The following is an 18,718-nucleotide window of genomic DNA, read 5'->3' as shown; positions in this document are numbered from 1 at the left end:
TAGCACGCAGGGCCGATTACTGCAGGCGCGAGGTCAGTCCACGCTGGTGGGCCGGCCCGAGGCCACCCATGCGTCGAGCCCACCGGTCAGCGGCAGGGCCCGCCGCGCACCGCGCGCCAGCAGCACGCGTGCAGCCTGCGCGGCCGACACCTCGTTGGGGCAGTTGCAGTACAGCACCACGACGCGCCCGGATGCATGCGACAGGTCGAGGCTGCGCTGCTGCAGCGCCTTGAGCGTGTACGCCTCTGCGCCCGGAATACGGCGCGGGTCGACCTGCATGCCGGCCTGGCCGCGCACGTCGATCACCAGCGGTGGCTCTTCCCCGTTCAGCAAGTCGTGCAGCTCTTCCACCGAGATGCGCGGCATGCCCGTGAGCCGCATGAAGGCCCGCCGGCGCCAGTAGCGCACCGCGAGGATCACCAGCAACAGCACCCCCAGCGCGGCCGTGGCAATGCCGCCGGCCTGCGCCATGACGGCCAGCACTTCCTGGATCTGGTTGCGGAACACCCAGCCCAGCCCGAGGAAGAGCCCCGTCCAGACCAGCGCTGCGCCAATGTCGAAGCCGATGAAGCGCCGCACCGACATGCCCAGCGCTCCCGCCATGGGCGGCGCCACCACCGACACGCCCGGCACGAACTTGGCGGCCACGAGCGACATGCCGCCCCAGTCGGTAATGAGCGATTCGCCGCGCCGCACGCAGGTGTCGGGCGACAGCGAGATGCGGCACAGCAGGCGCATGAAGCGGTAGCCGAAGCGCCGTCCGGCATAGAACCACGCACCGTCGCCCAGCAGGTTGGCGACGACCGCGGCCGCCACCACGCCGGGCACCGAGACATCGCCCGCCGCCAGCAGCGCACCCGTCACCACCAGCACCGCGGCCGCCGGCACCGGCAGCCCGAGGCGTGCGGCAAAACTGGCGGCAAACACCACCAGGATCGCGTTCTGCACGAGCAGGGACATCAGCTGCGCCATGGCTGCCCTTGTCCGGATGCTGGATGAATTTGCGGTGGTTGCGTGCGGTTCATGCGAACCGCGATTCTCGGGCATGGCCCAAGAACGTACTGGGCACAGGCCATTGGCGGGCGGCTTCAGCCAGCGAGTTTTTCAGGGGGGCGCGCCACGCTGAAACCAAAGGTGTTCAGGCCGCCTTCGCTCGATGCGCTCACCTGGCCTCCGTGCATGCTCGCCACCGCCTTCACGATGGCCAGCCCCAGCCCGTGGCCGTGATGCTCGCCGCCGTCGTTGCGTGCGGCATCGACGCGGTAGAACCGATCGAACAGGTGCTGCAGATGCTGCTCGTCGATGGGTGCGCCCGGGTTCGACACGGTGATCCACGTCGAGGCGGCTTCTTCGCGCAGCGTCACGGCAATCTGTGCCCCCGGCTTCGAATGCTCTATGGCGTTCTGCAGCAGGTTCGACATGGCGCGGCGGAACAGCGCGCTTTCCAGCCGCGCCTCGGCCAGCACGTCGCCCTCGATGGCGACCTGCGTGCGCGTCTCGTCGAGCACGAACTCGAAGAACTCGATGGTCTTGCGCACTTCCTGCGCCACGGGCGTGAGCACCAGCCCGGTCGCCACTTCGCCGCGGTCGGCGCGCGCGAGGAACAGCATGTCGTTGACGATGGAGCGTACGCGCTCCAGGTCTTCGAGGTTGGCCTGCAGCACCTCCTGGAACTCGCCCGCGCTGCGCTGGCGCGACAGTGCCACCTGCGTGCTGCCGATGAGGTTGGCCAGCGGCGTGCGCAGTTCGTGCGCCACGTCGGCGTTGAACGATTCGAGCTGGCCGTAGGCCTCTTCGAGCCGGTTCAGTGCACCGTTGAAGGCCTCGGCCAGCGCCGAGAGCTCGACCGGCAAGGCCCCCGACTGCAGCCGCTGCGACAAGGTCTTCGGCCGCAGCGCCTGCGCCTCGGCCGAAAGCCGCTCCAGCGGCCGCAGGCCCACGCGCGCGATCCAGTAGCCGGCAATGGCCACCACCAGCGCCGACCCCAGCCCGAGCGCGGCCAGCGCGGTCAGAAAGGTCTGGCGCGTGCGCGCATAAGGCTCGGTGTTGCGCCCGACGATCAGCCGCACGGCCGGCCGCTGCGCATGGGGCTCGATGTGCACGGACAGCGTGCGAAACGGCCTCTCCTGCCCCGGCAGCACGATGCTGCTGGTGTGGCCGTTGGCCTCGCGCGTGAGGCCGTCGATTTCGGCCAGGCCCTTGCCGTACTGGAAGCGCGGATCGTCGCTGAGCACCCAGAAGCGCACGCTGCCGTCCTCTGGCGTGAGCGCATCCATGCGCGCCTGCACGCGGGTCCAGCGCTCGGGGGTATCGATGGCCTTGATCCAGAACTGCAGGCTCTTGAGCGTGGTGTCTAGCTCTTCGTACTGGTGCCGGTCCAGCTCGCGAATCAGCACCCTGTGCAGCGCGAAGCCGGTCAGCGCAAAGGTCGCGAGCGCCGCCGCGGCGAACATGATGACCAGCCGCGCGGTGATCGAGCGTTTCACGGTGCGGCGCCCTCCCCCTCGGCGGTGTTGCTGTCGCCGTCGCGCACTTCCATCACGTAGCCCATGCCGCGGATGGTGTGCAGCAGCTTCGGGCTGAAGGGCACGTCGATCTTGTCGCGCAGCCGCTTGATGGCCACCTCGACCACGTTGGTGTTGCTGTCGAAATTCATGTCCCACACCAGCTCGGCGATGGCGGTCTTCGACAGGATCTCGCCCTGGCGCCTTGCCAGCACGGCGAGCAGCGCAAACTCCTTGGCCGTGAGGTCGATGCGCGTGTTGCCGCCACCGCTGCCACGAGAAGCCTTGCGCGCCAGCAGGTCGACCTGCAGGTCGGCAATGCGCAGCTGCATCGGCTCCTGCTTGCGGCCGCGCCGGTTCAGCGCCTGCAGCCGCGCCAGCAGCTCGAGAAACGAGAAGGGCTTGACGAGGTAGTCGTCCGCGCCTTCGTGCAGGCCCTTGATGCGGTCTTCCACGCTGTCGCGCGCGGTGAGCATGATGACCGGCGTCTGCTTGACGGCACGCAGCGCGCGCAGCACCGAGAAGCCGTCCTGCCCGGGCAGCATCACGTCGAGCACGATCACGTCGTAGTCGTGCGTGAGCGCCAGGTGCTGGCCGTCGATGCCGTTGTGCGCCATGTCGACGGCGCAGCCCTGCTCGGTCAACCCCTTGGAGAGGTAGTCCGCGGTTCTCAGCTCGTCTTCGACTATCAGGATCTTCATGGCGTTTTTGTCTCTGTCTCCGTCCCCGTCCGTAGTGTCAGCCGGCGCTCATCAGTGCGCCTCGGCCGGCACCGGGGCCTTGCCTTCCTTTGCTGCCTTGCGGGCCTTGCGCGCTTCCTTGCGATTCATGTACCAGTAGTGGGCACGGTCGAGGTACAGGTAGACCACCGGCGTGGTGAACAGGGTGAGTGCCTGCGAGAGTATCAGCCCGCCGACCATCGCGTAGCCCAGCGGCCGGCGCAGCTCCGAGCCCGAACCGTGGCCCAGCATCAGCGGCAGGCCCGAGAGCAGCGCGCACATGGTGGTCATCATGATCGGGCGGAAGCGCAGCAGGCAGGCCTGGTAGATGGCGTCGTGCGGCGACATGCCCTGCTCGCGCTCGGCCTTGAGCGCGAAGTCGATCATCATGATGCCGTTCTTCTTCACGATGCCGATCAGCAGGATGATGCCGATCAGCGCAATCACGCTCAGGTCGTAGCCGCCTGCCATCAATATCAGCAAGGCTCCCACGCCGGCCGAGGGCAGCGTCGACAGAATCGTCAGCGGGTGGATGTAGCTCTCGTACAGCAGGCCCAGCACGATGTACACCGCCACCAGCGCCGCCGCAATCAGGTAGGGCTGCGAGGCCAGCGAATCCTGGAAGGCCTGCGCCGTGCCCTGGAACGAACCGGTGAGCGACTGCGGCAGGCCCATCTCGGCCTGCGCCTTGTTGATGGCGTTCACCGCGTCGCCCAGCGCATGGCCCGGCGCGAGGTTGAACGAGATGGTCACCGCCGGGAACTGGCCCTGGTGGCTGATCGACAGGTAGGCCGTCTTGCTGGTGTCCACCTTCACGAAGGTCGACAGCGGCACCTGCTGTCCGGTGAGCGGCGAGTTGAGGTACAGCTTGCTGAAGAGCGACGGGTCTTGCTGCAGCTCGGGCGTTACCTCCAGCACCACGTGGTAGCTGTTGAGCTGCGTGAAGTACTGCGCCACCTGGCGCTGGCCGATGGCGTCGTACAGCGTGGCGTCGATGGTGGCGGGCGAAATGCCGAAGCTCGACGCGCGGTCGCGGTCGATGGTGAGCACAGCGGATGCCGCGGCGTTCTGCTGGTCGGAGGCCAGGTCGGTAATTTCGGGCAGCTGCTTGAAGCGCGCGAGCAACTGGGGTGCCCAGGTGTTGAGCTCGTCGAGGTTGGCGTCGGTCACCGTGTACTGGTACTGCGTGCGCGAGGCGCGTCCGCCCACGCGAATATCTTGCCCGGCCTGCAGGAACAGGTTCACGCCCTGCACCTTGGCGAGCTGCGGGCGCAGGCGCGTGATGATCTCGTCGGCGGTGGCGGTGCGGCCTTCGTCCTTGGGCTTCAGGCTGATGAAGAAGTTGCCGGTGTTGTAGGTGGACGAGCTGCCGTTCATGCCGAAGCCGGTCACGTCAGGGTCCTTGCGCACCACGTCGGCCAGCTCGAGCATGCGGGCGTTCATCGACGCGAAGGATGCGTCTTGAGCCGACTCGGCAAAGCCCGAGATGAAGCCGGTGTCCTGCTGCGGGAAGAAGCCCTTCGGGATGATCGCAAACAGCACGCCGGTGGCGGCCACCGTGGCAATGAACACCATCAGCGTGATGAACTGGTGGTCGAGCACCACGTGCAGCCCGCGCTTGTAGCCGTTGAGCATCGCGTCGAAGCCGCGCTCGAACAGCTGGTACAGGCGCCCGTGTTTGTTGCCGTGCTCGTTCTTCAGGAAGCGCGAGCACAGCATGGGCGTGAGCGTGAGCGAGATCACCACGCTCACCACGATGGTGAGCGTGACCGTTACCGCAAACTCGCGGAAGAGGCGCCCAACGATGCCGCCCATGAGCAGCAGCGGAATGAACACCGCCACCAGCGACACCGAGATCGAGATGATGGTGAAGCCGATTTCGCTCGCGCCCTTGTAGGCGGCCTCGACGGCCGACATGCCCTCTTCGACGTAGCGGTAGATGTTCTCGAGCATCACGATGGCGTCGTCCACCACGAAGCCGACCGCGATGGTCAGCGCCATGAGCGAGAGGTTGTCGAGGCTGTAGCCCAGCAGGTACATCACCGCGACCGTGCCCAGCAGCGCGAGCGGCACCGTCACGCTGGGAATGAGCGTGGCCGGTACGTTGCGCAGGAACACGAAGATCACGCCCACCACGAGCGCGATGGTCAGCAGCAGCGTGAATTCAACGTCTTTCACCGAGGCGCGAATGGTCTGCGTGCGGTCGATGATGGCGTTGACGTCCACCGTGGGCGGAATCGACGCCTTCAGCCGCGGCAGCGCGGCGTTGATGCGGTCTACCGTTTCGATGACGTTGGCGCCGGGCTGCTTGGTGATGGCGAGCACGATGGAGCGGCCGTTCTGCACGTTGCTGCCTTCGGGCGCGGCGGCACCTGCGTAGGCCCAGCCGGCGATCTTGGCGTTCTCGGGGCCATCGACCGCCACGCCCAGGTCGCGCACGCGAATGGGCGCGCCGTTGCGGTAGGCCAGCACCACGTCGTTCCACGGTTGGGCCTTCAGCAACTGGTCGTTGGTGTAGACGGTGAAGCTCTGGTTCGGCCCGTCGATGGTGCCCTTGGGCGCATTGACGGTGGCCGAGGCAAGCACGGTGCGCACGTCTTCAAGGCTCAGGCCAAGCGCTGCGAGCTTGGCCGGGTCGACCTGGATGCGCACGGCCGGCTTCTGCACACCGCCGATGTTGACCAGGCCCACGCCGGAGATCTGCGAGATCTGCTGCGCGAGGATGTTGTCGGCGTAGTCGTTCACCTCGGTGAGCGGCAGCGTCTTCGACTGCACCGAGAGAATCAGGATGGGCGCGTCGGCCGGGTTCACCTTGCGAAAGGTGGGCGGGCTCGGCAGGTTGGCGGGCAGCTGGCCGGTTGATGCGTTGATGGCGGCCTGCACGTCGAGCGCGGCGGCGTCGATGCTGCGGTCGAGATCGAACTGCAGCGTGATCTGCGTGGAGCCCAGGCCGCTTGTGGACGTCATCTGCGACAGCCCCGCGATCAGCGAGAACTGCCGCTCCAGCGGCTGCGCAACGTTGGAGGCCATGGTTTCCGGGCTCGCGCCCGGCAAGTTGGCCGAAACCTGGATGGTCGGAAAGTCGACCTGCGGCAGCGGCGCCACCGGCAGCAGCGGAAACACCGCCGCGCCGACCAGCAGGATGGCCAGCGCCAGCAGCGTGGTGCCGATGGGGCGCTTGATGAATGCGGCGGAGATACTCAATTGCTGCTCCCGCTGGCGGCCTTCTTGCCATCTTTGCCATCTGCATTCTTGGCGGCGGGCGGTGGCTCGACGATGGTGGCGCCGGGCTTGAGCTTGTACTGGCCGTCGACCACCACGCGCTGGCCGGCCGTCAGGCCCTTGTCTACAACTGCCGTGCCGTCGGCGATCTGCACCACGTGCACGGGCACGTTCTCGGCCTTGTTCTCTGCATCGACGGCCCAGACGTAGGTGTTGTCCTGTCCGCGCTGGATGGCGGCGGCGGGCACGGTGAGCGAATCGGGCCGGCGGTCGAGCTGCAGCCGCACGTTGACGTACTGGCCGGGCCACAGCGTGTGCTGCGGGTTGGCGAAGCTGCCCTTGAGCTGCACGGTGCCGCTGGTGGTGTCGATCTGGTTGTTCAGCAAGATCAGCGTGCCGGTGCCCAGCATCTGCGCGCCGCTGCGGTCAAAGGCCACCACGGAGAGTGGCTGCGCGCTTTGCTGCTGCACGCGGTTGATGTCCTGCACCGCGTCTTCGGGCAGCGTGAACTGCACGGCGATGGGGTCGATCTGGTTGATGACGACGAGGCCGCTGGTGTCGGTCGCGTGAACGATGTTGCCTGGGTCCACCAGCCTCGCGCCGACGCGGCCGTTCATGGGCGACGAGATGCGCGTGAAACTCAGCTGCACCTCGGCGAATTGCACCTGCGCGGCGTCGTTCTGCACGGTGGCTTCGAGCTGGTTGACCAGGGCCTTCTGCGTATCGACCTGCTGCTGGGTGGCGGCGTCTTGCGAGAGCAGCGTGGTGTAGCGCTTGAGGTCGGCGCGCGCATTGACGAGCGTGGCCTGGTCCTTCGCCTTGGTGGCCTGCGCCTGCGCGAGCTGGGCTTGCAGCGTGCGCGGGTCGAGCTGCGCGAGCAGCTGGCCGGCCTTCACGTCCTGCCCTTCGACGAAGCCGACCTTGTCGAGCTGGCCATCGATGCGCGCCTTGACGGTAACGGTGGCCATCGAGGCGACGGTGCCGATGCCCGAGCGATAGACCTGCACGGTCTGCGGCGTGACGCGTGCGGTGGTCACCTGCACCGGCGGCGTCTTCGGCGCATCGGGCTTGGCGGCATTGGCCGCGTGGTGGGTGAGCGCCCAGGCGCCGCCGCCCAGCACGACCACGAGCGTGGCGGCCGCGAGCCAGGTGGAGCGGCGTTGGAACAGGGGGTGCGTTGTGGTGGTGTCTGCGGTCGTCGTCATGGCGTCAATTTCCGGAAGTCTTTTGTGCGGCATCGGCGGCGTTCCAGCCGCCGCCCGTGGCCGCGATCAGCGAGACGCTGGCTGCCAGCTGGCGGCCGAGCACCTGCGCGGCCGTGCGCTGGTTGGTGAGCGAGAGCGTCTGCGCCGTCACCACACTGAGGTAGGTGGCGGTGCCTGCGCGGTACTGGCTCAGGGCCAGGCGCTCGGCAAGTTGCGCGGCGCGCACGGCATCGGCCTGCAGGGCGGATTCGTTGTCGAGCACACGCAGGGTGGCAAGGTTGTCTTCCACCTGCTGGAAGCCGCCGAGCACGGTCTGCTTGTATTGCGCGACCGAGGCGTCGTAGGTGGCCACGGCCTGGTCGGTGTGCGCCTTGCGCAAGCCGCCGTCGAACACGGTCTGCGCCAGCGCCGCGCCGAGCGACCACACGCGGCTGGGCGTGTTGAACAGCGTGCCCAGCGTGGCAGCGCTGAAGCCGCCGCTGGCGCTGAGCACGATCTGCGGGAAGTACGCGGCCTTGGCCACGCCGATGTTGGCGTTCGCTGCCTGCACGCGGCGCTCGGCGCCAGCGATGTCGGGGCGGCGTTCGAGCAGCTCCGAAGGCAGGCCCGTTGGCGTGACCGGGAGCTGCACGCGCAGCGCGGCGGCCGAAGAAAGCGTTTCGGCCGTGGGCGGCTGCGACGACGATTCGAGCGGCGGCAGCGAGAACGACGCGGGCGCCTGCCCCGTCAGCACCGCGATGGCGTGTTCGAGCAGGGCGCGCTGGGCGTCGAGGTCCACGGCCTGGGCCTGGGCCGTCTTGAGCTGGCTTTCTGCCAGCGCCACGTCGGAGCGCAGCACTGTGCCGGCCGCGTACTGGTGCTGTGTGAGTTCGAGCGCCTTGGCGTAGGCGGTGGTGGTGCTGGCGTACAGGTCGCGCTGCAGGTCGATCACGCGGATCTGCAAATAGTCTTGCGCGAGCGTGGTCTGGATGCTGAGCCGCGCGCCGGCCAGGTCGTCGGCGCTGGCCTGCTCGCTCGCGCTGCCGGCCTCGACCGAGCGGCGCACCGCGCCCCAGATGTCGGGCTCCCAGCTGGCGGCGAGGCCGAGGGTGTCGGTGGTGCCTAGCTTGACGGTGCCGGTGCTGTTGCTTTGTGCACGGGTGGCACCGGCGTTGATGCCGACGGTCGGGAAGAAGTTGGCGCGCGCTGCCGCGGTGATGGCTTGCGCCTCGCGGTACTGCGCCTCGGCGACGCGGATGTTCTGGTTGGCCGCGTTGGCCTGCACGACCAGCGCACTGAGTGTGCTGTCGCCGTAGGCATCCCACCAGGGGTGGCTGGCGTCGATGGTCTGCGGGGCAGCGGTTTTCCAGGGGCCGCCTGTTTCCTTGTAGGCGACCGGCACGTCCATCTGCGGGCGGACGTAGTCGGGGCCGACAGCGCAGCCTGCGAGGACCATGACGGCCAGCGCGAGGGCCGCGCGCGAGAGAGGAGGTGCGTCGGAAAGAACCATGATGAAGGCACTCTAGGCACCCTCATCAAACCCCTCGCTGTCGACTAACTGACAGTTCTGACAGTTTCAGCGTCAGCGCGGGGCATCGCCCTTGCGGTACTCGGCAGTCAGCTCGTCGAGCTTCTGCTTCAGCGCCGGATCGAGCTTGTATTCGGCGGCGGCCAGCGTCGCGTCGAGCTGGTCGGGCCGGCTCGCGCCGAGCAGCGGCGCGGTGATCAGCGGATTCGCCATCACCCACGCCACGGCCAGCGTTGCCAGCGACACGCCCGCCTCGTCGGCCAGCTTGTGCAGCTGCGTCACGGTGTTGAAGCTGCGCTCGTTCCAGTAGCGGTCCTGGTACATGTTGCCGGCGGTGCCGAGCGTGAAGCGGGTGTTTTCCTCCGGCTTGGCTCCGGGCTTGTACTTGCCCGTCAGCAGGCCACCCGCCAGCGGGTTGTAGGGAATCACGCCCAGCCCCTCTTCGCCAACCAGCGGCAGCAGCTCGCGCTCGATCTCGCGGAACAGCAGGCTGTAGCGCGGCTGAACCGACACATAGCGCGTGAGCTTGTGCAGCTCGGCCTTGCCCAGCGCGCGTGCCAGGCGGTAGGCCAGGAAGTTCGACACGCCGATGTAGCGCGCCCGCCCCGACTTCACGATGACGTCGAGCGCCTCCAGGCTTTCTTCGAGCGGCGTTTCGCGGTCGTCGCTGTGCAGCTGGTACAGGTCGACGTGGTCGGTCTGCAGCCGCTTGAGCGAGGCGTCGATGGCGTCCAGCAGGTGCTTGCGCGACGCGCCCTGGTCCCAGCTGTTGGGGCCGACCTTGCCGACCGCCTTGGTGGCGACGACGAAACGGCGGCGGCCCGCGGGGCCCTGCTTCTGCAACCAGCGGCCGATGATTTCCTCGGTGCGACCGGTGGTCTCGACGGTGCCGCCGAGCGGGTACACGTCGGCGGTGTCGAGGAAGTTGATGCCGCCTTCGGCAGCCTTGTCGAGGATCTGGTACGACACCGTCTCGTCGGTCTGCAGGCCGAAGGTCATGGTGCCGAGGGCAAGGCGGGACACGGTAAGGCCGGTGCGGCCGAGCCGCGTGGTGGGAATGCTCATGGGGGTTGGCTCCTTGGAAGCGAAGGGGCCGTGCACATGCCTGGCCCGCTCAACCATCATAGGCACCGCATCGCCTGCGCGCAGGTCAGGGGGAAATGACCGTCACGCGCGCCGTCATGTAAGGGTGCACCGAGCACACGTAGTCGTAGGTGCCCGGCTTGTCGAAGGTGCGGGCGAAGGTCTTGCCGGGCAGCAGCAGATCGATGCCGGTGCCGCCATCCTTGAAGACCACGCCGTGCGGCGCGCCGTCGTCGTTCTGCCAGCTCACGCGCTGACCGGCCTTGACCGTGATCTGCGCGGGCTCGAAGGCGAAGTTCCGGATGGCCACGTGCGCCGAGCCGCCTGCGTGCGCGCCTTCGGAAGCTGCCGTGCGCTGCACCGCGACCTTGCGCGGCGCGTTGCCCACCGCCACCGTGTGCACCGGCCCACCCGCAAGATCGACCACGCTGACGTCGTTCGAGCCTTCGTTGCTCACCCACAGCTTCTTGCCGTCCGCCGACAGATCGAGCCAATGCGGCTGCTTGCCCACGCCGATGCTGCGCACCGCCGCACGCGTGGCCGGGTCGAACAGCATGACTTCACCCGGGCCCTGCACCACCACCACCCCGCTGGCCATGCCCGCGAAGTGCTGTGCGATGTGCGGCGACACGCCCGTAGGAACCGGCGCGCTCCACTGGTTGGTGGCGGGGTCGAGCACCTGCACTGCGGGCACGCCAGCCAGCGTGAGGTACAGCGCCTTGCCGTCGTGGCCGAACTCCAGGTCGCGCGGTGGCTTGTCGAGCGGGATCTCGGTGACCACGCTGCGGGTGGTCATGTCGATCACGACCAGCGCGAAATGGCCGGGCTCCTGCGACGCGACGTAGGCCTGACGCCCGTCGGGCCGGATGGCGATGGTGTGCGGCTTGGGCACCGGCACGGTGGCGCTCACACCGTGGGCCGTGGTGTCGACGAAGGCCACGCGATCGTCGCCATTGACGGCCACCAGCAGCCACTTGCCGTCCGCCGTCATGGCCAGGCCTTGCGGGCCTTTGCCGACGTCGATGTTGCGCGCGACGCGGTCAGTTGAAGCGTCGATCTCGCTCACGGTCGAGGCACTGGAGCCGCTGACGAACACGCTTCGCCCGCCCGGCGCGACGATGATGCCGTCCGGCCCGGCCGCCACCGGCACGGTGGCGACGACGCGCTCGGTGCCGGTGTCGATCACGCTGACGGTGCTGTCCTTGAAGTTGCCGACGTAGGCCTTGGGCCCGGCGGCCAGGGCGGGGGCGGCCGAGGCGGCCAGAGCCGAGAGCAGTACGAGGATGCGTGCGAAACCGGGAATGGCGAGCATGGTGAAAACCTCCTGGGGAATTGAACGGAAGCAAGCAGAATCCGCACAGGGCATGACGCATGGCGTGCCCTGCTTATTCCACGCGGGTCGGTAAAAAAGATGGAAAAAGATGGAATAAAGCGCCGGGCCACTCCGTCATGCAGGAAGAAGGAGCCCATTGAGCCTGTTGACGACCGATCGCACACGCCAGTTCGAAGCCGCAGCGTTGCCGCATCTCGATGCGGCGTGGAATCTTGCGCGCTGGTTGTTGCGCGACGACCAGCTGGCCGACGATGCGGTGCAGGAGGCGTACCTGCGTGCGTTCCGCTTCTTCGACGGGCTGCGCGGCGAGAGCGCGCGGCCTTGGCTGCTGGGCATCGTGCGCAATGCCTGCTACGACTGGATGCGGCAGAACCGGCAGTTGGCCGACCAGGTCGAATTCGACGAACTGCGCGACAGCGAGGCGGCTGATGGCCACTCTTCAGCGCAGGCCAGCGATCCGGCCCGGCAATGGGAGCAGCGCGCACAGGGCGAGCGCATCAATGCCGCCATCGACGCGCTGCCGCCGGTGTACCGTGAAGTGATCGTGCTGCGCGAGCTCGAAGAGATGCGCTACGAGGACATCGCGCGCATCGCCGGCGTGCCGCTGGGCACGGTGATGTCGCGGCTGTCGCGCGCGCGGGCCTTGCTGCGCGACAGCCTGCGCGACGAACGGCCTGCTGGCGACGCTGGAGGAAAGATCCACCATGTCAATGTCTGAAGAAGAACTGGGAACGCTGATCCGGCGTCACGCCGTGCGGCACACGCCGCCGGATGGGCTGGCCGAGCGCATCGGGCAGGCGGTGCGCGCCGAGGCAGTGACCGCACCCACGCCGGTGCAGCAGCCTCGTCGCGGCTTGTGGCAAGGTCTGGCATGGTTCGGCACGGGCGCGGCAACGGCCTGGGGCCTTGCGCTGATGCTGCTCGCGACGCCGGTGCCGCCGCAGGACGCGCTCGCCGAAGCCGTCACCGCAAACCACGTGCGCTCGCTGATGGCCTCGCACCTGGCCGACGTGGCCTCGTCCGACCAGCACACGGTGAAGCCGTGGTTCGCCGGCAAGCTCGACTTTTCACCGCCGGTGACCGACCTGGCTGCGGAAGGCTTTCCGTTGACTGGCGGGCGGCTCGACTACCTCGATGGGCGCACCGTGGCAGCGCTGGTGTATCGCTCAGGGCCGCACGTGATCAATGTGTTCGTCTGGCCGGCGGCCGATGCGAAGGCACAGGGCCCCGTGTTCTCCACGCGCCAGGGCTACCAGTTGGCGCGATGGGCCCAGGGCGGCATGCAAGCGTGGGCGGTGTCGGACCTGAACGCGGCGGAGCTTCGCCGCTTCGCGTCGCTGCTGCGCCAACACGGCGCGCCCGAGGGCGCAGCCCTCAGCAAGTAACCGTTTCGGGCCGGCGCGCTTCGGCACGCGCGCTCGCAATCGCCCAACCGAACACGCCCATGCCCGCCAGCGCCAGCAAGGCGCCGACCCAACCGGTCGAGGTCCAGCCCAGGCCCGCGGCAATGGCCACGCCGCCGAGCCACGCGCCGAGCGCGTTGGCCATGTTGAAGGCCGAGTGGTTGAGCGCGGCGGCGAGCGTCTGCGCATCGCCGGCCACGTCCATCAGGCGGATCTGCAGCGCCGGGCCGATGGCCACGGTGGTGCCGATGAGGAACACGTTGAACGCCGCGGTAAAGACGTTGTGCGCCGCGAAGGTGAACATCGCGAGCACCAGCGCCGCATAGACCAGCAGGCCGCCGATGGTGCGCATGAGCGACTTGTCGGCCAGGCGCGAGCCCACGAGGTTGCCGGTGACCATGCCCAGGCCGAACAGCGCCAGCACGAAGGGCACGCCGCCCAGCGGCATGCCTGCCACTTCGATGAGCGTGGGCTTGATGTAGCTGAACACCGAGAACATGCCGCCGAAGCCGATGGCGCCGATGCCGAGCGTGAACCACACCTGCTTGCGCTTGAGCGCGCCGAGTTCGCGCCAAGGGCTGGCGCCTGCGGGCGCTGCGAGGTCGGGGATGTCGCGGCGCAGCAGCGCGATGGCCACCAGCGCGATCACGCCGACGAACACGAAGGCGGCGCGCCAGCCGAAGATCTGGCCCAGCCAGGCGGCGATGGGCACGCCGACCAGCGTGGCGCCGGTGAGCCCAAGCATGACAAGCCCCACGGCCCGCGCGCGGCGCCCCGGTGGCGCGAGCGTAGCGGCCACGAGCGCGGCCACGCCGAAGTAGGTGCCGTGCGGCAGGCCGGTGGCAAAGCGCAGCAGGTTCAGCAGCAAATAGTTGGGGGCCGCGGCGCTGGCGAAGTTGCCGGCCGCGAACACGGCCATGAGCGCGATCAGCAGCGCGCGGCGGCGCCAGCCTGCGGCGAGCACAGCGAGCACGGGCGCGCCGATGACCACGCCGAGCGCGTAGGCGCTGATGACGTGGCCTGCCTGCGGGATGCTGACGTCGATGTCCTTCGCCACTTCGGGCAACAGGCCCATGATGACGAATTCGCCGGTGCCGATGGCAAAGCCGCCGACGCCAAGTGCGAGCACCGCGCGCAGGAAGTTGACGGGCGCGGCGGGAGAAGAAGAAACGGAAATATCGGTGTCCGCGCTGTCCAGCGCGGGTGGGGAGGCGTTCAAGGCCAGGCTCCTGGGAAGGTGCCCGGCGGCCGCGGGCAGAAGCCGGATTTTAGGGTAAACCCTGAATTTCTGCCGATACGCAGTTGCCCAAGGCCTTGTACTGGCAGGGCTTCGAAGCCCTGCCCAAGGGGTTCAGATGGCGACGAGCTGGCGCACGCCCTGCGCTTCCATGTCCTTGCCAAGGCCGCGGGCAATGACCTCGCCGCGCTCCATCACGAGGTAGTCGTCGGCCAGCTCCTGGGCGAAGTCGTAGTACTGCTCGCACAGCACGATGGCCATATCGCCGCGGTCGGCCAGCATGCGGATGACGCGGCCGATGTCCTTGATGATGCTGGGCTGGATGCCTTCGGTAGGCTCGTCGAGGATCAGCAGCTTGGGCTTGGGCGCGAGGGCCCGGGCGATCGCAAGCTGCTGCTGCTGCCCGCCGGAGAGGTCGCCGCCTCTTCTGTTGATCATCTGCTTGAGCACGGGGAACAGGTCGAACAGCTCCGACGGAATGGGCGTGCTGCCGCTCTTGTAGGCCAGGCCCATGCGCAGGTTTTCCTCGACCGTGAGCCGCGCAAAGATCTCGCGGCCCTGCGGGACGAAGCCGATGCCGGCTCTTGCCCTGTCGTAAGGCGTGGCCTTGTGGATGGGCTTGCCTTCGAGTTCGATGCTGCCGCTCTTGATAGGCACCAGGCCCATGAGCGACTTCAGCAGCGTGGTCTTGCCTACGCCGTTGCGGCCCAGCAATACCGTGACCTTGCCGAGCGTTGCCTCGAAGCTCACGTCCCGGAGGATGTGGGAGCCGCCGTAGTACTGGTGGATGTTCTTGACTGTCAGCATGGGTTCGGTTCCTCAGCGGCCCAGATAGACCTCGATCACCCGCTCGTCGGCCTGCACTTCGTCCAGCGTGCCTTGCGCCAGCACGGAGCCGTCGCACAGCACGGTGACGATCTCGGAGATGGTGCGGATGAAGCTCATGTCGTGCTCCACCACCATCAGCGAATGCTTGCCCTTGAGGGTGAGGAACAGCTCGGCGGTGCGCGCCGTCTCTTCATCGGTCATGCCTGCGACGGGCTCGTCGAGCAGCAGCAGCTTCGGGTCCTGCATCAGCAGCATGCCGATTTCGAGCCACTGCTTCTGGCCATGGCTCAGGTTGCCGGCCAGACGCGACACGCTGTCGGCGAGGTGAATGGTTTCCAGCACCTCGGCCAGGCGGTCGCTTTGTGCCGAGTCGAGCCTGAAGAGCATCGAGGCACGCACGCCCTTGTTGGTCTTCAGCGCGAGCTCGAGGTTCTCGAACACGGTCAGGTGCTCGAACACTGTCGGCTTCTGGAACTTGCGGCCGATGCCCAATTGCGCGATGTCCGCTTCGCGGTGGCGCAGCAGGTCGATGGTGCTGCCGAAGAACACGGTGCCCGAATCGGGCCGCGTCTTGCCGGTGATGATGTCCATCATCGTGGTCTTGCCCGCTCCGTTGGGGCCGATGATGCAGCGCAGCTCGCCTGGCGCGATGTCGAGCGACAGCTTGTTGATGGCCTTGAAGCCGTCGAAGCTCACGCTCACGTCTTCGAGGTAGAGGATGCGGCCGTGCGTGACGTCGACTTCGCCCGGCGTGACGTGGCGGCCGAAGTCTGCGGCACGGCCGCCCGATTCGGTGCTGCCGCTCGCGTAGTGAATGCCGCTGGCGCGTGCCGCGCGCTCGGCGCCGGCTTCCATCAGGTCGGGCGTCATGCGCGTGCTCCCTTCGCGTCCACGGGCAGCGAGCCCAGCGCATCGGGCTCGACGCCCTGCTCCGCCGCAACCGAGCGCCGTGCAGCATCCTGCACGGGCTCGGGCGACACCGGCTTCTTCTCCCTCGACACCCACTTGCGCACCAACCCCACGATGCCGTTCGGCAGGAACAGCGTGACAGCAATGAACAAGGCACCCAGGAAGTACAGCCAGTACTCGGGGTAGGCCACGGTGAGCCAGCTCTTCGCGCCGTTGACGATGAAGGCGCCGATGACGGGGCCGATCAGCGTCGCGCGTCCGCCCACGGCGGCCCAGATGGCGATCTCGATGGAGTTGGCCGCGCTCATCTCGCCCGGGTTGATGATGCCGACCTGCGGCACGTACAGCGCGCCGGCCACGCCGCACATGATGGCGGAGATGACCCAGATCGTGAGCTTGTACGGCAGCGGGTTGTAGCCCGAGAACATCACGCGCGTTTCGGCGTCGCGAATGGCCTGCAGCACGCGGCCGAACTTGCTGCCGATGAGCCACTTGGCGAACAGGAAGAAGCCCAGCAGCGTGGCGCCGGTGAGCGCGAACAACGTCATTCGCATTTCCTGCGTGGCGATCGGAATATTCAGGATGCGCTTGAAGTCGGTGAAGCCGTTGTTGCCGCCGAAGCCCGTCTCGTTGCGGAAGAACAGCAGCATGGCCGCAAAGGTCATGGCCTGCGTGATGATCGAGAAGTACACGCCCTTGATGCGCGAGCGGAAGGCGAAGAAGCCGAACACGAAGGCGATGAGGCCCGGCACCGCGACGATCAGGATCAGCGTGGCAATGAAGCTGTCGCTGAAGGTCCAGTGCCAGGGCAGCGTTTTCCAGTCGAGGAACACCATGAAGTCGGGCAGGTCGCTCTTGTAGTTGCCGTCGCGGCCGATCTGGCGCATGAGGTACATGCCCATCATGTAGCCGCCGAGCGCGAAGAACAGGCCATGGCCCAGCGAGAGGATGCCGGTGTAGCCCCAGATCAGGTCCATGGCCAGCGCGCAGATGGCGTAGCACATGATCTTGCCGACCAGCGCCACCGCGTAGTCGCTCATGTGCAGCGGGCTGTCGACCGGCACCCAGATGTTGAGCACCGGCGCCACGGCGCACACCACGATCAGCGCGACGAAGAAGGCCGTCCAGCCCTTGCCGCTCAGCAGCGGCCCCTTGGTTGGAAGTACGACCTTGCTCATGCCTCAGCGCTCCGGCCTTTCATAGCGAAGATGCCTTGCGGCCGCTTCTGGATGAAGATGATGATGAAGACAAGCACCGCGATCTTCGCGAGCACCGCGCCCGCCCAGCCTTCGATGAACTTGTTGAGAATGCCCAGCCCCAGCGCCGCATACACGGTGCCCGCAAGCTGGCCGACGCCGCCCATCACGACCACCATGAAGCTGTCGACGATGTAGCTCTGGCCCAGGTCGGGGCCGACGTTGCCGATCTGGCTCAGCGCGCAGCCGGCAAGGCCCGCGATGCCGGAGCCGAGCGCGAAGGCGTAGGTGTCGATGCGCGCGGTGTTCACACCCATGCACGAGGCGATCGGACGGTTCTGCGTAACGCCGCGCACGAACAGGCCCAGGCGCGTCTTGCCGATGAGCCAGCCCATCGCAAGCAATACCAGAGCGGCGAAGATGATGATGCAGATGCGGTTCCACGGCAGCGTGACGTTGCTCAGCATGGTGAAGCCGCCGCTCATCCAGCCGGGGTTTTCGACGCCGACGTTCTGCGCGCCGAACAGCGTGCGCACGAGCTGCTGCAGCATCAGGCTGATGCCCCAGGTGGCGAGCAGCGTTTCGAGAGGTCGGCCGTACAGGAAGCGGATCACGCCGCGCTCCAGCACCGCGCCCACGAGCGCCGACGCGAGGAACGAGACCGGAATGGCAGCGACCAGGTACAAGCCGAAGGCCGCCTCGGGCACGTACTTCTGGAAGATGCCCTGCATCACGTAGGTGGCGTAGGCGCCGATCATCATCAGCTCGCCGTGCGCCATGTTGATCACGCCCATCAGCCCGTAGGTGATGGCCAGGCCGAGCGCGGCCAGCAGCAGCACCGAGCCCAGGCTGATGCCGCTGAACACGGCGTTGATGCGGTCTCCCCAGACCAGCGCGCCGTCGATGCTGGCAATGGACGCGACGATGGCGGCCTTGACGTCCGCTTCGGTCTCGTCGGCCAGGCGCTGGTTGAGCAGCAGCTTGGTGTCGGGGTTGCGGTTGTTGCCCAGCTCCTTGGCGGCGATGAGGCGCTTGGCCTTGTCGGCGCTGGTGAGCATGCTGGCGGCGCGCACCAGTTCGAGCTGCGCCTTGATCTTCGGATTGGTCTCGGCGGCCAGCGCCTTCTCGACCATGGGCACGCGCGATTCGTCGGGCTCCTTGAAGAGCGCCTGCGCGGCTTCGGCGCGCACCGCGTCGTCCTTGCTCGTGAGCTTGAGAGCAGCCTGCGCGGCATCGAGCGCGCCGCGCATGAGGTTGTTGTTGACGACGTCTTCGGCGGTGTCGGGCACCTTCAGCTCGGCGCCGGTGACGGGGTCGTAGCCCTTGTCGTCCTTCATCACGAAGACCTTGTCTTCGGTGTACTTGACCGCGTCGTCGGACATGGCCTGGATGAAGGCGGTGGTCTTGTCGTCGGCCGTGAGCACGGCCTTGTTGAGTGCGGCGATGCGGGCTTCGGATTCGCCGGAGGCGATGGCCCGGGCTTCGTCGGCGGTCAGCGCGTGGGCGGCCGATGCCATGAGCAGCATGGCGGCGAGTGCGCAGTGAAGGGTTCGTCGAAGCATCATGAGAATG

The 18,718-nt window shown here is 67.5% G+C and carries 15 protein-coding genes; 2 read left to right on the top strand and 13 right to left on the bottom strand.

Annotated elements, in window-relative coordinates; translation table 11 throughout:
* Positions 1 to 33 precede the first annotated feature (33 nt).
* The 8 genes from AC07O3_RS16345 to AC07O3_RS16310 all read right to left on the bottom strand — a co-directional run bounded on the left by AC07O3_RS16345 (position 34) and on the right by AC07O3_RS16310 (position 11,552).
* Entirely contained in the window at positions 34 to 972 is a 939-nt protein-coding gene (locus AC07O3_RS16345) for a VTT domain-containing protein (protein WP_093178105.1), read from the bottom strand.
* 116 nt (positions 973 to 1,088) lie between these two features.
* Positions 1,089 to 2,486, bottom strand: a complete 1,398-nt coding sequence (locus AC07O3_RS16340) for a heavy metal sensor histidine kinase (protein WP_495339807.1) — start codon at positions 2,484 to 2,486, stop codon at positions 1,089 to 1,091.
* Positions 2,483 to 3,205, bottom strand: coding sequence for a heavy metal response regulator transcription factor (locus AC07O3_RS16335; protein ID WP_097198403.1), 723 nt, complete (start codon positions 3,203 to 3,205; stop codon positions 2,483 to 2,485). The genes AC07O3_RS16340 and AC07O3_RS16335 overlap by 4 nt, the downstream gene beginning before the upstream one ends.
* Positions 3,206 to 3,256: 51 nt before the next feature.
* A complete protein-coding gene (locus tag AC07O3_RS16330; RefSeq protein WP_495339806.1) occupies positions 3,257 to 6,427 on the bottom strand; it encodes an efflux RND transporter permease subunit in 3,171 nt (1,056 codons plus the stop codon).
* Positions 6,424 to 7,650 carry an efflux RND transporter periplasmic adaptor subunit gene (locus AC07O3_RS16325; RefSeq protein ID WP_495339805.1) on the bottom strand — a complete coding sequence of 409 codons (1,227 nt, stop codon included), beginning with the start codon at positions 7,648 to 7,650 and terminating at the stop codon, positions 6,424 to 6,426. The genes AC07O3_RS16330 and AC07O3_RS16325 overlap by 4 nt, the downstream gene beginning before the upstream one ends.
* A gap of 4 nt (positions 7,651 to 7,654) precedes the next feature.
* Entirely contained in the window at positions 7,655 to 9,139 is a 1,485-nt protein-coding gene (locus AC07O3_RS16320; protein ID WP_495339804.1) for an efflux transporter outer membrane subunit, read from the bottom strand.
* Positions 9,140 to 9,211: 72 nt separating this feature from the next.
* Positions 9,212 to 10,222 (bottom strand): aldo/keto reductase, encoded by a 1,011-nt coding sequence (locus tag AC07O3_RS16315; protein WP_495339803.1) that lies wholly within the window; start codon positions 10,220 to 10,222, stop codon positions 9,212 to 9,214.
* An 85-nt stretch (positions 10,223 to 10,307) separates the two neighbouring features.
* Positions 10,308 to 11,552: a YVTN family beta-propeller repeat protein gene (locus AC07O3_RS16310; RefSeq protein ID WP_495339802.1), complete on the bottom strand. Its 1,245-nt coding sequence runs from the start codon at positions 11,550 to 11,552 to the stop codon at positions 10,308 to 10,310.
* Between the two features lie 166 nt (positions 11,553 to 11,718).
* On the opposite strand from AC07O3_RS16310, the gene AC07O3_RS16305 reads away from it, so the two are divergent.
* Together AC07O3_RS16305 and AC07O3_RS16300 are read left to right on the top strand one after the other, a co-directional pair.
* The gene (locus AC07O3_RS16305; RefSeq protein ID WP_495339801.1) at positions 11,719 to 12,291 is read left to right on the top strand and encodes a sigma-70 family RNA polymerase sigma factor; all 573 of its coding nucleotides are present in this window, start codon (positions 11,719 to 11,721) and stop codon (positions 12,289 to 12,291) included.
* Positions 12,278 to 12,958 (top strand): anti-sigma factor family protein, encoded by a 681-nt coding sequence (locus AC07O3_RS16300; protein WP_495339800.1) that lies wholly within the window; start codon positions 12,278 to 12,280, stop codon positions 12,956 to 12,958. Before AC07O3_RS16305 ends, AC07O3_RS16300 begins: the two co-directional genes overlap by 14 nt.
* Here AC07O3_RS16300 and AC07O3_RS16295 read toward each other — a convergent pair.
* The 5 genes from AC07O3_RS16295 to urtB form a co-directional block, all read right to left on the bottom strand.
* The gene (locus AC07O3_RS16295) at positions 12,948 to 14,195 is read right to left on the bottom strand and encodes an MFS transporter (protein ID WP_093077219.1); all 1,248 of its coding nucleotides are present in this window, start codon (positions 14,193 to 14,195) and stop codon (positions 12,948 to 12,950) included. The genes AC07O3_RS16300 and AC07O3_RS16295 overlap by 11 nt on opposite strands.
* Positions 14,196 to 14,327: 132 nt before the next feature.
* The gene (urtE, locus tag AC07O3_RS16290; protein ID WP_015866784.1) at positions 14,328 to 15,020 is read right to left on the bottom strand and encodes an urea ABC transporter ATP-binding subunit UrtE; all 693 of its coding nucleotides are present in this window, start codon (positions 15,018 to 15,020) and stop codon (positions 14,328 to 14,330) included.
* A gap of 12 nt (positions 15,021 to 15,032) precedes the next feature.
* On the bottom strand, positions 15,033 to 15,911 hold the full coding sequence (urtD, locus tag AC07O3_RS16285; RefSeq protein WP_093058619.1) for an urea ABC transporter ATP-binding protein UrtD: 879 nt from the start codon (positions 15,909 to 15,911) through the stop codon (positions 15,033 to 15,035).
* Positions 15,908 to 17,128 carry an urea ABC transporter permease subunit UrtC gene (gene urtC / locus AC07O3_RS16280; protein ID WP_495339799.1) on the bottom strand — a complete coding sequence of 407 codons (1,221 nt, stop codon included), beginning with the start codon at positions 17,126 to 17,128 and terminating at the stop codon, positions 15,908 to 15,910. The genes urtD and urtC overlap by 4 nt, the downstream gene beginning before the upstream one ends.
* Entirely contained in the window at positions 17,125 to 18,672 is a 1,548-nt protein-coding gene (gene urtB, locus AC07O3_RS16275) for an urea ABC transporter permease subunit UrtB (RefSeq protein ID WP_093077223.1), read from the bottom strand. Before urtB ends, urtC begins: the two co-directional genes overlap by 4 nt.
* Positions 18,673 to 18,718: the final 46 nt, after the last annotated feature.

The organism is Variovorax sp. GW821-FHT09D05 (assembly GCF_059416325.1).
The sequence above is the reverse complement of the archived record's forward strand: the minus strand, read 5'-3'. Positions and strand labels throughout refer to the sequence as shown.

Excerpts from the sequence above, each read along its gene's own strand:
- AC07O3_RS16345 (WP_093178105.1), bottom strand. The coding sequence starts at position 972 with ATGGCGCAGCTGATGTCCCTGCTCGTGCAGAACGCGATCCTGGTGGTG.
- AC07O3_RS16315 (WP_495339803.1), bottom strand. The coding sequence starts at position 10,222 with ATGAGCATTCCCACCACGCGGCTCGGCCGCACCGGCCTTACCGTGTCC.
- urtB (WP_093077223.1), bottom strand. The coding sequence starts at position 18,672 with ATGCTGCTCATGGCATCGGCCGCCCACGCGCTGACCGCCGACGAAGCC.
- urtD (WP_093058619.1), bottom strand. The coding sequence starts at position 15,911 with ATGACGCCCGACCTGATGGAAGCCGGCGCCGAGCGCGCGGCACGCGCC.
- AC07O3_RS16310 (WP_495339802.1), bottom strand. The coding sequence starts at position 11,552 with ATGCTCGCCATTCCCGGTTTCGCACGCATCCTCGTACTGCTCTCGGCT.
- AC07O3_RS16325 (WP_495339805.1), bottom strand. The coding sequence starts at position 7,650 with ATGACGACGACCGCAGACACCACCACAACGCACCCCCTGTTCCAACGC.
- urtC (WP_495339799.1), bottom strand. The coding sequence starts at position 17,128 with ATGAGCAAGGTCGTACTTCCAACCAAGGGGCCGCTGCTGAGCGGCAAG.
- AC07O3_RS16320 (WP_495339804.1), bottom strand. The coding sequence starts at position 9,139 with ATGGTTCTTTCCGACGCACCTCCTCTCTCGCGCGCGGCCCTCGCGCTG.
- urtE (WP_015866784.1), bottom strand. The coding sequence starts at position 15,020 with ATGCTGACAGTCAAGAACATCCACCAGTACTACGGCGGCTCCCACATC.
- AC07O3_RS16300 (WP_495339800.1), top strand. The coding sequence starts at position 12,278 with ATGTCAATGTCTGAAGAAGAACTGGGAACGCTGATCCGGCGTCACGCC.
- AC07O3_RS16335 (WP_097198403.1), bottom strand. The coding sequence starts at position 3,205 with ATGAAGATCCTGATAGTCGAAGACGAGCTGAGAACCGCGGACTACCTC.